General features: G+C 48.6%; 19 protein-coding genes. 6 read left to right on the forward strand and 13 right to left on the reverse strand.

The features are described 5' to 3' along the window. Window positions 1–233 precede the first annotated feature (233 nt). Window positions 234–788, forward strand: a complete 555-nt coding sequence (locus HV346_RS20765; RefSeq protein ID WP_181621045.1) for a gamma carbonic anhydrase family protein — start codon at window positions 234–236, stop codon at window positions 786–788. On the opposite strand, the gene HV346_RS20770 is transcribed toward HV346_RS20765, so the two are convergent. From HV346_RS20770 to dprA, 6 genes are read right to left on the reverse strand one after another with little or no spacing between them, the layout of a single operon-like run. Next, on the reverse strand, window positions 764–1,012 hold the full coding sequence (locus HV346_RS20770; RefSeq protein WP_181621046.1) for a DUF1488 domain-containing protein: 249 nt from the start codon (window positions 1,010–1,012) through the stop codon (window positions 764–766). The two genes, HV346_RS20765 and HV346_RS20770, sit on opposite strands and share 25 nt — an antisense overlap. Next, window positions 1,009–1,827 (reverse strand): shikimate dehydrogenase, encoded by an 819-nt coding sequence (aroE, locus tag HV346_RS20775; RefSeq protein WP_181621047.1) that lies wholly within the window; start codon window positions 1,825–1,827, stop codon window positions 1,009–1,011. The genes HV346_RS20770 and aroE overlap by 4 nt, the downstream gene beginning before the upstream one ends. 3 nt (window positions 1,828–1,830) lie before the next feature. Next, on the reverse strand, window positions 1,831–2,403 hold the full coding sequence (tsaC, locus tag HV346_RS20780; RefSeq protein WP_181621048.1) for an L-threonylcarbamoyladenylate synthase type 1 TsaC: 573 nt from the start codon (window positions 2,401–2,403) through the stop codon (window positions 1,831–1,833). Next, complete coding sequence (locus tag HV346_RS20785; RefSeq protein WP_181621050.1) at window positions 2,396–2,950, reverse strand: type I DNA topoisomerase; 555 nt, start codon at window positions 2,948–2,950, stop codon at window positions 2,396–2,398. Before HV346_RS20785 ends, tsaC begins: the two co-directional genes overlap by 8 nt. 26 nt (window positions 2,951–2,976) lie before the next feature. Beyond that, window positions 2,977–3,450, reverse strand: coding sequence for a DUF494 family protein Smg (gene smg / locus HV346_RS20790; RefSeq protein WP_181621051.1), 474 nt, complete (start codon window positions 3,448–3,450; stop codon window positions 2,977–2,979). Continuing rightward, entirely contained in the window at window positions 3,422–4,546 is a 1,125-nt protein-coding gene (gene dprA, locus HV346_RS20795) for a DNA-protecting protein DprA (protein ID WP_181621052.1), read from the reverse strand. The genes smg and dprA overlap by 29 nt, the downstream gene beginning before the upstream one ends. 127 nt (window positions 4,547–4,673) lie before the next feature. Here dprA and def point away from each other — a divergent pair, with 127 nt between their 5' ends. The 5 genes from def to mscL all read left to right on the forward strand — a co-directional run bounded on the left by def (window position 4,674) and on the right by mscL (window position 9,449). Beyond that, on the forward strand, window positions 4,674–5,183 hold the full coding sequence (gene def / locus HV346_RS20800; RefSeq protein ID WP_181621054.1) for a peptide deformylase: 510 nt from the start codon (window positions 4,674–4,676) through the stop codon (window positions 5,181–5,183). A gap of 23 nt (window positions 5,184–5,206) precedes the next feature. Next, window positions 5,207–6,154: a methionyl-tRNA formyltransferase gene (gene fmt, locus HV346_RS20805; protein WP_181621056.1), complete on the forward strand. Its 948-nt coding sequence runs from the start codon at window positions 5,207–5,209 to the stop codon at window positions 6,152–6,154. Between the two features lie 52 nt (window positions 6,155–6,206). Next, window positions 6,207–7,493: a 16S rRNA (cytosine(967)-C(5))-methyltransferase RsmB gene (rsmB, locus tag HV346_RS20810; protein ID WP_181621058.1), complete on the forward strand. Its 1,287-nt coding sequence runs from the start codon at window positions 6,207–6,209 to the stop codon at window positions 7,491–7,493. A gap of 22 nt (window positions 7,494–7,515) precedes the next feature. Continuing rightward, window positions 7,516–8,892 (forward strand): Trk system potassium transporter TrkA, encoded by a 1,377-nt coding sequence (gene trkA / locus HV346_RS20815; RefSeq protein ID WP_181621059.1) that lies wholly within the window; start codon window positions 7,516–7,518, stop codon window positions 8,890–8,892. A gap of 146 nt (window positions 8,893–9,038) precedes the next feature. Further along, on the forward strand, window positions 9,039–9,449 hold the full coding sequence (gene mscL, locus HV346_RS20820; RefSeq protein ID WP_181621060.1) for a large-conductance mechanosensitive channel protein MscL: 411 nt from the start codon (window positions 9,039–9,041) through the stop codon (window positions 9,447–9,449). On the opposite strand, the gene HV346_RS20825 is transcribed toward mscL, so the two are convergent. The 7 genes from HV346_RS20825 to rpsK form a co-directional block, all read right to left on the reverse strand. Then, the gene (locus HV346_RS20825) at window positions 9,450–9,665 is read right to left on the reverse strand and encodes an alternative ribosome-rescue factor A (protein ID WP_181621061.1); all 216 of its coding nucleotides are present in this window, start codon (window positions 9,663–9,665) and stop codon (window positions 9,450–9,452) included. 57 nt (window positions 9,666–9,722) lie between these two features. Continuing rightward, window positions 9,723–10,136 (reverse strand): Zn(2+)-responsive transcriptional regulator, encoded by a 414-nt coding sequence (zntR, locus tag HV346_RS20830; protein WP_181621062.1) that lies wholly within the window; start codon window positions 10,134–10,136, stop codon window positions 9,723–9,725. 2 nt (window positions 10,137–10,138) lie between these two features. Continuing rightward, window positions 10,139–10,507: a DUF1992 domain-containing protein gene (locus HV346_RS20835; RefSeq protein WP_181621063.1), complete on the reverse strand. Its 369-nt coding sequence runs from the start codon at window positions 10,505–10,507 to the stop codon at window positions 10,139–10,141. A gap of 106 nt (window positions 10,508–10,613) precedes the next feature. Next, window positions 10,614–11,000, reverse strand: coding sequence for a 50S ribosomal protein L17 (gene rplQ, locus HV346_RS20840; RefSeq protein WP_001216372.1), 387 nt, complete (start codon window positions 10,998–11,000; stop codon window positions 10,614–10,616). Between the two features lie 40 nt (window positions 11,001–11,040). Further along, complete coding sequence (gene rpoA / locus HV346_RS20845; RefSeq protein ID WP_002919219.1) at window positions 11,041–12,030, reverse strand: DNA-directed RNA polymerase subunit alpha; 990 nt, start codon at window positions 12,028–12,030, stop codon at window positions 11,041–11,043. A gap of 25 nt (window positions 12,031–12,055) precedes the next feature. Beyond that, window positions 12,056–12,676: a 30S ribosomal protein S4 gene (gene rpsD, locus HV346_RS20850; RefSeq protein ID WP_003863314.1), complete on the reverse strand. Its 621-nt coding sequence runs from the start codon at window positions 12,674–12,676 to the stop codon at window positions 12,056–12,058. Between the two features lie 34 nt (window positions 12,677–12,710). Continuing rightward, complete coding sequence (gene rpsK / locus HV346_RS20855) at window positions 12,711–13,100, reverse strand: 30S ribosomal protein S11 (protein WP_003031137.1); 390 nt, start codon at window positions 13,098–13,100, stop codon at window positions 12,711–12,713. Window positions 13,101–13,116 lie beyond the last annotated feature (16 nt).

A 13,116-nucleotide genomic window follows, 5' to 3' on the forward strand; every position in this document is an offset into this window, starting at 1 on the left:
ACCGACCGGATTGTTTGTGAAGTGATTCACATCCGCCGTGTCGATGGAGGCGCATTATAGGGATCCCATTTTTTAGCACAAGCATTTTTTAGATCTTTTTTTCTGACTGCTGATTTTCCGCGCTTTTCGCTGAAATACCGCCCGACCTGCTTAAATATTGACGTATTTTACCTTGTCTGGATCCCATAATATGATCAAAGTCTTCGGTATACCGTTCATCTGTTGAGGTAGATATGTCTGCAGTATTACGTCCTTATAAAGATCTGCACCCCCAAAAAGGCGATCGCGTAATGATCGATACCAGTAGCGTGGTCATTGGTGATGTTCGAATGGCCGACGATGTCAGCATCTGGCCACTCGTTGCGATCAGGGGAGATGTTAATTATGTGGCAATTGGTGCTCGTACCAATATTCAGGACGGCAGTGTTCTGCACGTGACCCACAAATCCTCACATAATCCTGAAGGCAATCCGCTTATCGTCGGTGAAGATGTCACCATCGGTCATAAAGTAATGTTACATGGCTGCACGATCGGTAACAGGGTACTTGTTGGTATGGGATCGATTTTGCTGGATGGTGTCATCGTGGAAGATGATGTAATGATTGGAGCCGGAAGCCTTGTACCGCAGAATAAGCGTCTTGAAAGCGGTTATCTTTATTTAGGCAGCCCAGTAAAACAAATCCGCCCCTTAAAAGAGACGGAAATCGAAGGATTGAAATACTCAGCGAATAACTACGTTAAATGGAAGAATGACTATCTGGATCAGGACAACCAGACCCAGCCCTGATCGTCTTCCTGCTGATTGCGGATTAAGTCGCTGGCTTCCTCTTCCAGATCCCAGCGATTTTCGCAAAACACCGCTAATGGGTTTGAACCACCAAAACGATGTAGCAGTGTTTCGCCACCTATTGCACAAGTAAGTTGAATCCCGTGAACCAGAACCGGGAAACAGACAGCGTTTCTGCTTTCATCCCAACTCTCTCTGTCGGGAAAGTGAATAGCCTGATTCACATCGACAGTTCCTGTTTCAGTTTTTCGATAACAGGTTCAATTGCTGGCATAACGCCATGCCAGAGCAGCACCGCATGTGCAGCCTGCCCAACCAGCATACCCAGACCATCAGCCAGATGTTTTGCTCCATGTTGTTCGCACCAGTAAAGGAAAGGCGTCTTTCCTTTCTGATAGAACATGTCGTAGAAGAAAACATGAGTATTCACTAGCGAGGCAGGAATAGCGGGAACCTCTCCACTCATACCGCTGGACGTTGCATTAATGACAAGATCGAACTCATGACCAGCAAGATCATCAAGTGCGACAGCGCTAACGCTGCCAGTATGTGCAAACAACGCCGCCAACTCTTCGGCTCTGGAAAATGTTCGATTGGTCATCGTGACAGCGCAATCAAGTGATAACAGTGGAAGCAATACTCCCCGAGACGCCCCACCAGCACCAATCAGCAATATCCTGAAACCTGGCTTTATGAAGGACAGTCGTTCTAAATCGCTGAGTAGCCCAATCCCATCGGTGTTATCACCGAGCAAGCGACCATCTTCAAGCCGTTTAAGGGTGTTCACCGCACCCGCAAGAGACGCTCGCTCTGTAAGCTCATCAGCTCGTTCAAATGCTTCCTCTTTAAAAGGTACTGTCACATTTGCCCCTTTCCCACCCTCGTCGAAAAAGGTATCCAGAGAGGCAACGAACCCATCAATTGGCGCTAATACCCGCCCATAGGGATGGCTGATCTGCAACTGTTTCGCAAACATTTGATGGATTAACGGCGATTTACTGTGTGCTATTGGGTTACCAAAAACGGCATAAGTTTCCATTATTTACCCCTGGCGAAAACGCTCACCGGTCAAGGCATCTCTAATTTCCGATGGATTCAGACGCCCCCCCGTTTCTCCTGAAGCAACGGGGAAATCATCACCAAACTGCGCCAGTACTTCCTGAGTTGTTCTACAAGGAGGCAGGCCCGTAAGATTAGCACTGGTTGATACCAAAGGCTTACCAAATGCCAGACACAATTCAACCACCAGCGGATGATCCGTTACCCGAACCGCAAGGGAATCAAAGCGACCAGTTAACCAGCGAGGCGTCGTCGCTTGCGCCGGGAACACGAATGTCACAGGCCCTGGCCATGCTGAAAAGATCGTTTCTCGCTGAGCCGGTGTTAGCATGGAGTCATCAATATAAGGTTTGAGTTGCTCATAATTGGCAGCAATCAGAATCAGGCCCTTTTCAACCGGCCTCTGTTTTAGTTCAAGCAAACGGTCAACTGCCGTTTCACTGTCAGGGTCGCATCCGACTCCAAAAACAGCTTCAGTTGGATAAGCGATGACTTCTTCATTTTTCAGAACGTCCACAGCATATGCGATGGAGCCTGATGGCAGGTTTTTATTCACTGGTTTGATCCGCCGGAACCGGCTTTCCACATTGTTTACTGGCACAGAAGCATTTCACTCCCTGTGCTGTTTTCTTCTCGATAAGCAGCGGATAGTCACAATAAGAGCAGACACCCGCTACCGGTTTGAAATTGATAACAAACTGGCATTCAGGATAGCGATCGCATGAATGGAAGGTCTTACCAAAACGAGAACGACGTTGTACCAGTTGCCCCCTCTGACATTGCGGGCACGTGATGGCCGTTTCATCTGGTTTATCAATTTGTTCTGTATGCCCACACTCTGGGTAGTGACTACACCCGATAAACATACCAAAGCGGCCCTGGCGCAGAGCTAAGTCACTACCACATAGTGGACAAACTTGCCCCTCCAGAATTTTAACGATATGTCCGTCCGCCTGACTTTTCAGGGGACGGACATAGTCACATTCCGGATAATGCGAACAACCGAGAAACGGACCGTGTTTCCCGGACCGAATGACAAGCTCAGCCCCACATTGTGGGCAGGGCTCATTTTTATGCACCGTGAACAGTGCTGATTTGGCCATAACAACTCTTGGTGCGACACATTGAATCAGTGAAGCATACCTTCATTCACTTCAAAGAGTAATTCTTCCATTTGCTGATAGGCATTTTCACAGCCGGGTATATTGAACAGAACCATCAGGATCACCCATTTAAGGTCTTCCAGCTCAAATTCTGCCGTATCCAGCGCCATGACGCGCTCTATCACCATTTCTCGCGTTTCGAGGTTTAGCACCTGTATCTGCTCAAGGAATAAGATGAATCCTCGGCAGCTGGCATCCAGCCTTTCACACTCTTCAGCTGTATAAATACGTACAGACAGTGGATCGGAAGCAAGCTGCATCGGTTCGGCGAGGCCTTCCTGATAATCAGCCAGTTTCTCAAGCCATATTAACGCATTATAGATATCTTCCCGTTCGAATCCCGCATCAGTAAGGTCCCGTGTCAATTTGTCCTGATCCACGCGCATTTCTGCTTCGTTATGGATGTAAGTTTCAAACAAATACATCAGTACGTCGAACATGGCTTGCCCTCCTCAATCGGACATAGCCGCCGGGTACAGCTGCGATCCACCCTGCTAACTCCAGTTCGAGTAGCTGTGCTACCGTTACTGGCACAGGTTGGCCGGCACGTTCAGCGACAACGTCAACAGGTGTTACCTCATCTCCTACGTTAGCCAGGAGCTTCGGAAATGGCAATGCCACCTCCTCCTGATCTGATGAATAAAGTCGCTTTTCAGGTTCATCTGGCAACCAATTTAAGCCGTATCGCAAATTTTCGAGTATATCTTCAGTGTTCGTTACTGGCGTAGCGCCTTGCTTAATCAGCCAGTGCGGTCCTTCACAACCTGGGTTTCCGACAGGGCCGGGTAAAGCAAAAACCTCACGCCCCTGTTCAAGCGCACATCTCGCAGTGACAAGTGACCCGCTGCGCACAGCAGCCTCAACCACCAGAACACCCCGGCTAAGACCACTAATAATACGATTACGGCGAGGGAAATTTCCGGGTCTGGGCGGTGTCGCGAGCGAGAATTCAGAAACGATAGCCCCTTCAGAGGCAACAATATGTTCCGCCAGGAAGGCATGTCTACGCGGGTAAACACTAAAAAGTCCATTACCTAATACAGCGACACTTCGCCCCTTGGCCGTAAGCGCGGCGCTGTGGGAAACACCATCAATACCACACGCCAGACCACTGGTAATCGTAAAACCACATTGAGCCAATTGCTCGCAGAAAATTCGCCCCCATCTTTCACCATACCAGGACGGCGCACGGCTGCCCACAACGGCCAACTGTAAGCTATTAAGTACATCAACATGGCCTTTCACAAAGATCGCCCCTGGGTAATCGGGAATCGCTCGTAATAAAGGAGGATAAAGTGGGCTACATGCAAGTAGTAGATGATTACCCGGTTGCTCGAGCCAAATTAAACTCCGTTCAAGCTCATACTGACTGAGTGCGAAGAATCTTTTGGTCTGCCTGGCAGATAGCCCCGCCTCTCTGACTGTAGTGTCATCAATGGTCGTCTGACAAAGCAGTCGTTGTGCAACGCATAGCATCACATCACCACATAGCGCATCTATGTTTATCAGCCGTAACCATATCTCTGTAGATGTCATCCTTTTCCCTGCCATAAGCAGCCTCAGCAATCTTTGCGATTGGTCACCGATGCTGTCAATCGAAGGGGGATTTGTCTAGAATAGAGGTAATATTCTCATCAACTCCTGAACACGACTCTGGAAATTTATGGCAGTTTTGCAAGTGTTACATATCCCGGACGAGCGCCTTCGCATCGTCGCTGAACCGGTTAAAGAAGTGAATGCAGACATTCAGCGTATCGTCGATGATATGTTCGATACTATGTATGCCGAAGAAGGTATTGGTCTTGCGGCAACCCAGGTGGACATTCACAAGCGTATTATCGTGATCGACGTTTCTGAGAATCGCGAAGACCGTCTGGTATTAATTAATCCTGAACTGCTCGAAAAAAGCGGTGAAACAGGAATAGAAGAAGGCTGTCTGTCTATTCCTGAACAGAGAGCTTTAGTACCTCGTGCGGAAAAGGTAAAAATTCGGGCACTTGATCGCGACGGAAATCCGTTCGAACTTGAAGCCGATGACCTTCTGGCGATTTGTATTCAGCATGAGATGGATCATCTGGTTGGTAAGCTATTTATCGATTATCTCTCTCCACTGAAACAGCAGCGCATCCGCCAAAAAGTAGAGAAACTGGATCGCATGCGTTCTCGCGCATAACATTCAAGGATACAAGGAATAACGTGTCTAGAAAGCTACGTATTATCTTCGCGGGAACCCCTGATTTTGCAGCGCGTCATCTTGAGGCGCTGTTATCTTCTGGTCACCAGATTGTTGGCGTGTTTACTCAGCCCGATCGCCCTGCTGGTCGTGGTAAAAAACTGATGCCGAGCCCGGTGAAAATGTTAGCAGAAGAGCATGGATTACCCGTGCTCCAGCCTGTGTCATTGCGCCCTCAGGAAAATCAGGAACGGGTTGCCAACCTGAACGCCGATGTCATGGTGGTAGTGGCTTACGGTTTAATTCTTCCAAAAGCCGTTCTTGATATGCCACGTCTGGGTTGCATCAACGTGCACGGCTCTTTGCTCCCTCGCTGGCGAGGTGCTGCGCCAATCCAGCGATCTCTTTGGGCAGGAGATACAGAAACTGGCGTCACTATCATGAAGATGGACGTAGGTCTCGACACAGGGGACATGCTCTATAAACTGGCGTGCCCAATTACAGCAGAAGACACAAGTGCCACTCTATACGATAAACTGGCAGGACTTGGTCCACAGGGTCTCATTGAGACGTTACAACAGCTGGCGAGTAATACAGCACAACCTGAAGTTCAGGATGAAGCTCTCGTTACCTACGCAGAGAAACTGAGCAAGGATGAGGCTCAGATAGACTGGTCGCTATCCGCAGTGCAGCTTGAACGTTGCATTCGCGCCTTTAATCCATGGCCAATGAGTTGGATCATGATTGATGGTCAGCCGGTTAAAGTCTGGAAAGCCTCTGTCATCGAAGGACATTCAGCCAAAGAGCCTGGAACGATCATTGATGCTAACAAACACGGTATACAGGTCGCTACGGCTGAGGGTATCTTGAACCTTGAGTCACTGCAACCTGCCGGAAAGAAAGCGATGAGTGCCCAGGATCTATTAAATTCCCGTCGTGAATGGTTTGTTCCCGGCCTTAGTCTTGCCTGAACTCATTTATCCTTAAGGCCCGGAGTTTCCGGGCATTTTTATTTTTACGGTTATGAAAAAACAAAATCTACGCAGCCTGACGGCACAGGCCATTGAAAAAGTCATCGAGCAAGGGCAATCATTGAGTAATGTCCTTCCTCCACTACAACAAAAAGTTTCGGATAAAGACAAAGCACTCCTCCAGGAGTTGTGCTTTGGCGTCCTGCGCACACTTTCACAGCTTGATTGGTTGGTTAGTAAGCTGATGTCGCGTCCGATGACGGGCAAACAGCGTACGATTCATTATTTGATCATGGTCGGCTTCTACCAACTTCTTTACACGCGTATTCCTCCCCATGCTGCGCTGGCAGAAACCGTCGAAGGTGCGGTCGCGATTAAACGACCTCAGCTAAAAGGCTTGATCAACGGTGTGTTGCGCCAGTTTCAGCGCCAACAAGAAGAATTGTTGACCGAATTTGCCCAGACAGAAAACCGCTTCCTGCACCCTGACTGGCTTCTGAAGCGCCTTAAAAAAGCCTATCCACAAGAATGGCAAGCAATTGCCGAGGCCAATAACCAGCGTCCACCGATGTGGTTGCGCGTTAACCGCAACCATCAAACCCGTGACGCATGGCTTGCATTGCTGGAAGACGCGGGAATGAGTGGATTCACACATGAAGCTTATCCAGACGCTGTTCGTTTAGCTTCTCCTGTTCCTGTACAAGCATTGCCTGGCTTTGAAGAAGGCTGGGTGACTGTGCAAGATGCTTCAGCCCAGGGTTGTATGACCTGGCTTGAACCAAAAAATGGTGAGCAGATCCTCGATCTCTGCGCCGCACCTGGTGGGAAAACGACACATATCCTGGAAGTCGCCCCACAAGCCAGCGTAATGGCTGTTGACGTCGATGAGCAACGACTCTCTCGCGTATACGACAACCTAAAACGTCTAGGATTAAAAGCGCAAGTCAAGCAAGGTGACGGACGTAAACCAACTGAATGGTGTGGCAATATCCAATTTGATCGTATTTTATTGGATGCTCCCTGCTCTGCGACTGGAGTGATCCGCCGTCATCCAGACATTAAATGGCTGCGCCGTGACCGTGATATTAACGAACTTGCCCAACTGCAAGCGGAAATTCTTGACGCAATATGGCCCCACCTGAAACCAGGAGGCACACTGGTCTACGCAACATGTTCTGTTTTACCGGAAGAAAACAGTCAGCAAATTACAGCGTTCCTCAAGCGCACGCCTGATGCCCGGCTCCATGAAACGGGTACACCAGAACGTCCAGGCCAGCAAAACCTCCCTGGTGAGGAAGACGGTGACGGCTTCTTTTACGCTAAGCTAATCAAAGAGTGATGTTGAGAACAGGTCACACACTATGAAGATAATCATTCTGGGTGCAGGACAGGTTGGCGGCACGCTGGCCGAAAACCTCGTGGGTGAAAATAACGACATCACTATTGTCGATACTAACGGCGATCGTCTCCGTGTTTTGCAGGATAAGTTCGATCTTCGTGTCGTTCAGGGCCATGGTTCACACCCGCGAGTGCTACGTGAAGCCGGTGCTGACGATGCCGATATGCTGGTTGCAGTGACCAGTTCTGACGAAACCAATATGGTGGCTTGTCAGGTGGCCTACTCACTCTTCAATACACCTAACAGGATTGCCCGCATTCGTTCACCCGATTATGTCCGGGATGCGGATAAGCTGTTTAATTCAGAAGCCGTTCCCATCGACCACCTTATTGCGCCAGAACAGTTGGTTATCGATAGTATCTATCGTCTTATTGAATATCCTGGCGCTCTGCAGGTTGTTAATTTTGCCGAAGGTAAAGTCAGTCTTGCCGTTGTTAAAGCCTATTATGGCGGTCCATTGATCGGTAACGCACTCTCCACTATGCGCGAACATATGCCGCATATTGATACACGTGTTGCTGCTATTTTCCGTCACGACAGGCCCATCCGCCCACAAGGATCAACAATTGTCGAAGCGGGTGATGAAGTCTTCTTTATTGCGGCCTCACAGCATATCCGGGCCGTCATGAGTGAGTTGCAACGCCTTGAGAAACCCTACAAGCGCATCATGCTGGTCGGTGGTGGCAACATAGGTGCGGGCCTGGCACGGCGGTTAGAAAAAGATTACAGCGTTAAGTTGATCGAGCGCGATCAGCAGCGAGCCTCTGAACTGGCAGAAAAGTTACAAAACACGATCGTGTTTTATGGTGATGCCTCAGATCAAGAGTTACTGGCTGAAGAGCATATTGATCAAGTAGATCTCTTCATTGCTGTCACCAACGATGATGAAGCAAACATCATGTCAGCCATGCTGGCAAAACGCATGGGTGCAAAAAAAGTCATGGTGCTTATCCAACGTCGTGCCTATGTCGACCTGGTTCAGGGCAGCGTCATTGATATTGCGATCTCTCCTCAACAAGCCACTATTTCGGCCCTGCTTAGCCATGTACGTAAGGCTGATATTGTTGGAGTATCATCACTTCGACGCGGTGTCGCCGAAGCTATCGAAGCGGTCGCACATGGCGATGAAACCACATCGCGCGTTGTTGGTCGGTCCATTGATGAAATAAAACTGCCGCCAGGAACCATAATTGGAGCAGTCGTTCGGGGTAATGATGTCATGATCGCTAATGATAATTTACGTATCGAACAAGGTGACCATGTCATTATGTTCCTTACGGATAAAAAGTTTATTACCGACGTAGAACGTTTATTCCAACCAAGTCCATTCTTCCTGTAATAGTTGAGGTGCTCTTATCTGGGCACCTCAACATTAACCATCCAATCTATATGCCTTAATTTTTTCATAACGATTATTTATCCCCAATGGCAAATAGCTAATCATTTGTTAAACTTATAATCGTCAGCTAGCACAAGGAGAACATAATGAGTTTTATTAAAGAATTTCGCGAATTTGCGATGCGCGGGAATGTAGTGGATTTGGCTGTGGGTGTCATTATTGGTGCTGCGTTCGGTAAGATCGTCTCATCATTAGTTGCCGACATTATAATGCCACCTTTAGGGCTTCTTATCGGGGGAATTGATTTCAAGCAATTTGCCGTAACGCTACGAGATGCTCAGGGAGACGTTCCCGCAGTAGTAATGCACTATGGCGTGTTCATTCAAAACATATTTGATTTTGTTATCGTAGCGTTTGCTATTTTTATGGCCATCAAGCTCATTAACAAACTCAATCGTAAAAAAGAAGAACCTGCAGCAGCACCTGCCCCAACAAAAGAAGAGTTACTGCTTTCTGAAATTAGAGACCTTCTGAAAGAACAAAATAATCGTTCTTAATCAGATTGATAAAGCAAGAAGGCCAGTGGTAAAAAAGTGATTCACTTTTTTGCCACTGACCTCCCAGTTACCTCGTTTTGCATGTTTGTCTTTTCTCAGATAACTTCCTTTCCCTTTCTTATTCGTCTCAACCCGCTGTCTAAAAAGTGGGTCATGGAGCAAGGCCTCAATCGCATTATCTTTGATTTGCCCTTTCGTATGTTTATAGCGACTCATCGTTTCTCCTGAATCGGATTCATGTTGACGGCAGTCTAGACCTGAGTGTGCTGAAAATCAACACCCGCTGGCTCCTTGCTCTAGCGCTTCCAGAATAGAGCAATAGATACTGCTATGAGCAGTGCCACAGCATGCATCATTTAAACGCTGTAATGAACGCTGCATAGTTTGAAGTTCCTGAATTCGCTCTTCAACTTCGTTCAACCTGGCCTGAACAATGCTTTTTGATTCCTGGCACGTATGGTGCTCGGGATCAATACGGATCGATAGCAACTCACGTATCGAATCCAGAGTGAAACCAAGTTGTCTGGCATAACGAATAAATTTAAGACGCTGCAGATCGTTTTCGGTATAAAGACGAAAACCGCCTTCAGTCCGCACCTCGTGATCGATCATCTGCTGTTTTTCATAATAACGAATGGTATCAGGCGTTACATTCGCGAGCTTTGCAAGTTCACCAATTCGGTACATGCTTATTCCTCATTTATTTTATGTATCAGCCTTTCTGAATATTCGCCATGCAGAAAGCCTGTATCTAAACCTGCCTGACGCAGTTTAAGCTCAACCAATGTCAGCCTTCGGCTCAACTCTGCATGTTGGGGGTCATCGCTACGGAGACTTTTAATCATGTCGCCAAGGAGTAAAGCTTCTTTACGCTGTTCAAGTTCCGGTGGCAAGCAACCTGCATTCTTCAACAAGCGATACCCTGAACGTAACTCGGGTGCAACGCACGAATCATCATCTAGCACTAACGGAGCACCTGTTCCCGGAAGATTATCAAACTCACCTTTTTTTTGGGCATCACTGATATGGCGTTCTGCCCACTGATCGAGCAACCACATTATGGACTCCAGGAGAGGAACAAGAAGATAGAATCATTGTAGTGGGATGGAGATATGAGAGATATAAAAAAACCCGCCGAAGCGGGTCTTTTTACGTTACTACAGATTACTCTGCAGCAGCTTCTGCTTTCGACTCAGAACGATCAACCAGCTCGATGTAAGCCATCGGAGCGTTGTCGCCTGCGCGGAAGCCACACTTCAGAATACGAGTGTAACCACCGGCACGGCTCGCGAAACGCGGGCCCAGCTCGTTAAACAGTTTTGCCACGATCTCGTTATCACGAGTGCGGGCGAATGCCAGACGACGATTTGCAACGCTGTCAGTCTTGGCAAGAGTAATCAGCGGCTCAACTACACGACGCAGCTCTTTCGCTTTAGGCAGGGTCGTCTTGATGATCTCATGACGAACCAGTGAACCTGCCATATTGCGGAACATAGCCTGGCGATGGCTGCTGTTGCGGTTCAGTTGACGACCACTCTTACGATGGCGCATGACCTTATCCTTCTCAGTAAAACCTTAACCTGTGATCCGGTTACTCGTCAGCAATGCTTGCTGGTGGCCAGTTTTCCAGGCGCATGCCCAGAGACAAACCACGAGAAGCCAGCACGTCTTTAATCTCAGTAAGAGATTTTTTACCCAGGTTCGGCGTTTTCAGCAACTCAACCTCGGTACGCTGTACCAGATCACCGATATAGTGGATAGCTTCTGCCTTGAGGCAGTTAGCAGAGCGGACAGTCAATTCCAGATCGTCAACAGGGCGCAGCAGGATCGGATCGAATTCTGGTTTCTCTTCTTTGACTTCCGGCTGACGTACATCACGTAAATCAACGAAAGCTTCCAGTTGTTCAGCCAGAATGGTCGCCGCACGACGAATCGCCTCTTCAGGATCGATTGTGCCGTTGGTTTCCATTTCGATGACCAGCTTGTCCAGGTCGGTACGCTGTTCTACACGCGCTGCTTCAACATTGTAGGCAATACGCTCTACAGGGCTATAGCATGCGTCGACCAGCAGACGGCCGATTGGGCGCTCATCTTCTTCCGAATGAATTCGGGCAGAAGCCGGCACATAACCACGACCGCGCTGAACTTTGATACGCATGCTAATAGCTGCGTTCTCATCGGTCAGGTGGCAGATCACGTGCTGCGGCTTGACGATTTCAACATCACCGTCGTGGGTGATGTCGGCTGCAGTCACAGGGCCAATGCCAGATTTATTCAGAGTAAGAATAACTTCATCTTTCCCCTGAACTCTCACCGCCAGCCCTTTCAGGTTGAGCAGGATTTCCAGGATATCTTCCTGAACGCCTTCTTTGGTGCTGTACTCATGAAGTACACCATCAATCTCAACCTCGGTCACCGCGCAACCCGGCATCGATGAGAGCAGAATACGGCGCAGTGCGTTACCCAGAGTATGGCCAAAGCCACGCTCTAAAGGCTCAAGGGTCACCTTGGCGTGCGTCGAACTCACTTGCTCGATATCTACCAGGCGCGGTTTTAGAAACTCTGTCACAGAACCCTGCATTGTGTCCTCTCTTTGGTACTAAGCTTTACTTGGAGTAAAGCTCGACGATCAGGTGTTCGTTAATGTCCGCAGACAGATCAGAACGTTCCGGCTGACGCTTGAACGTACCTTCCATCTTGCCAGCATCAACTTCCAGCCAGGTTGGCTTTTCACGCTGCTCAGCCAGCTCCAGAGCGGCTTTCACGCGAGATTGCTTTTTCGCTTTCTCACGAATGCTAACAACGTCATTCGCTTTAACCTGATAAGAAGCGATGTTAACAACACGACCGTTTACCATGATTGCTTTGTGGCTAACCAACTGGCGTGATTCAGCACGAGTAGCGCCGAAGCCCATACGGTATACAACGTTGTCCAGACGCCCTTCCAGCAGAGCCAGCAGGTTTTCACCTGTGTTGCCTTTCAGACGTGCTGCTTCTTTATAATAGTTACGGAACTGACGTTCCAGCACACCGTAGATACGGCGAACTTTCTGCTTTTCACGCAACTGCACACCATAGTCAGACAGACGCGGTTTACGCGCACCGTGCTGGCCAGGAGCTTGTTCAATTTTACACTTGGTATCGATCGCGCGAACGCCAGACTTAAGGAATAAGTCGGTGCCCTCACGACGGCTCAGCTTGAGCTTAGGACCCAAATATCTTGCCATTTTCTATCTCCAACAATCCTAGAAAACGAGCGCGTTATACGCGACGTTTTTTCGGCGGACGACAACCGTTATGAGGGATCGGAGTCACATCAGTAATATTAGTGATGCGGAAACCAGCGGCATTCAGAGCACGAACAGTAGATTCGCGACCTGGACCCGGACCTTTTACCATAACTTCCAGATTCTTGATGCCGTATTCTTTTACGGCTTCAGCGCAACGCTCTGCTGCAACCTGAGCTGCAAACGGAGTGGATTTGCGTGAACCACGGAAACCGGAACCACCGGCAGTTGCCCAACCCAATGCGTTACCCTGACGATCAGTAATAGTAACGATGGTGTTGTTGAAAGAAGCATGGATATGAGCCACGCCGTCAGAGACTTGTTTTCTTACACGTTTACGTGCACGAATTGGTGCCTTTGCCATTATTCAATCACCCCGA

Source organism: Enterobacter sp. RHBSTW-00994 (assembly GCF_013782625.1).
GTDB lineage: Bacteria > Pseudomonadota > Gammaproteobacteria > Enterobacterales > Enterobacteriaceae > Enterobacter.

What these genes read in the sequence shown, in the direction of transcription:
- HV346_RS20765 (WP_181621045.1), top strand. Translation starts at nt 234, where the DNA reads ATGTCTGCAGTATTACGTCCTTATAAAGATCTGCACCCCCAAAAAGGC.
- aroE (WP_181621047.1), bottom strand. Translation starts at nt 1,827, where the DNA reads ATGGAAACTTATGCCGTTTTTGGTAACCCAATAGCACACAGTAAATCG.
- HV346_RS20785 (WP_181621050.1), bottom strand. Translation starts at nt 2,950, where the DNA reads ATGGCCAAATCAGCACTGTTCACGGTGCATAAAAATGAGCCCTGCCCA.
- smg (WP_181621051.1), bottom strand. Translation starts at nt 3,450, where the DNA reads ATGTTCGACGTACTGATGTATTTGTTTGAAACTTACATCCATAACGAA.
- dprA (WP_181621052.1), bottom strand. Translation starts at nt 4,546, where the DNA reads ATGACATCTACAGAGATATGGTTACGGCTGATAAACATAGATGCGCTA.
- def (WP_181621054.1), top strand. Translation starts at nt 4,674, where the DNA reads ATGGCAGTTTTGCAAGTGTTACATATCCCGGACGAGCGCCTTCGCATC.
- rsmB (WP_181621058.1), top strand. Translation starts at nt 6,207, where the DNA reads ATGAAAAAACAAAATCTACGCAGCCTGACGGCACAGGCCATTGAAAAA.
- trkA (WP_181621059.1), top strand. Translation starts at nt 7,516, where the DNA reads ATGAAGATAATCATTCTGGGTGCAGGACAGGTTGGCGGCACGCTGGCC.
- mscL (WP_181621060.1), top strand. Translation starts at nt 9,039, where the DNA reads ATGAGTTTTATTAAAGAATTTCGCGAATTTGCGATGCGCGGGAATGTA.
- HV346_RS20825 (WP_181621061.1), bottom strand. Translation starts at nt 9,665, where the DNA reads ATGAGTCGCTATAAACATACGAAAGGGCAAATCAAAGATAATGCGATT.
- zntR (WP_181621062.1), bottom strand. Translation starts at nt 10,136, where the DNA reads ATGTACCGAATTGGTGAACTTGCAAAGCTCGCGAATGTAACGCCTGAT.
- HV346_RS20835 (WP_181621063.1), bottom strand. Translation starts at nt 10,507, where the DNA reads ATGTGGTTGCTCGATCAGTGGGCAGAACGCCATATCAGTGATGCCCAA.
- rplQ (WP_001216372.1), bottom strand. Translation starts at nt 11,000, where the DNA reads ATGCGCCATCGTAAGAGTGGTCGTCAACTGAACCGCAACAGCAGCCAT.
- rpoA (WP_002919219.1), bottom strand. Translation starts at nt 12,030, where the DNA reads ATGCAGGGTTCTGTGACAGAGTTTCTAAAACCGCGCCTGGTAGATATC.
- rpsD (WP_003863314.1), bottom strand. Translation starts at nt 12,676, where the DNA reads ATGGCAAGATATTTGGGTCCTAAGCTCAAGCTGAGCCGTCGTGAGGGC.
- rpsK (WP_003031137.1), bottom strand. Translation starts at nt 13,100, where the DNA reads ATGGCAAAGGCACCAATTCGTGCACGTAAACGTGTAAGAAAACAAGTC.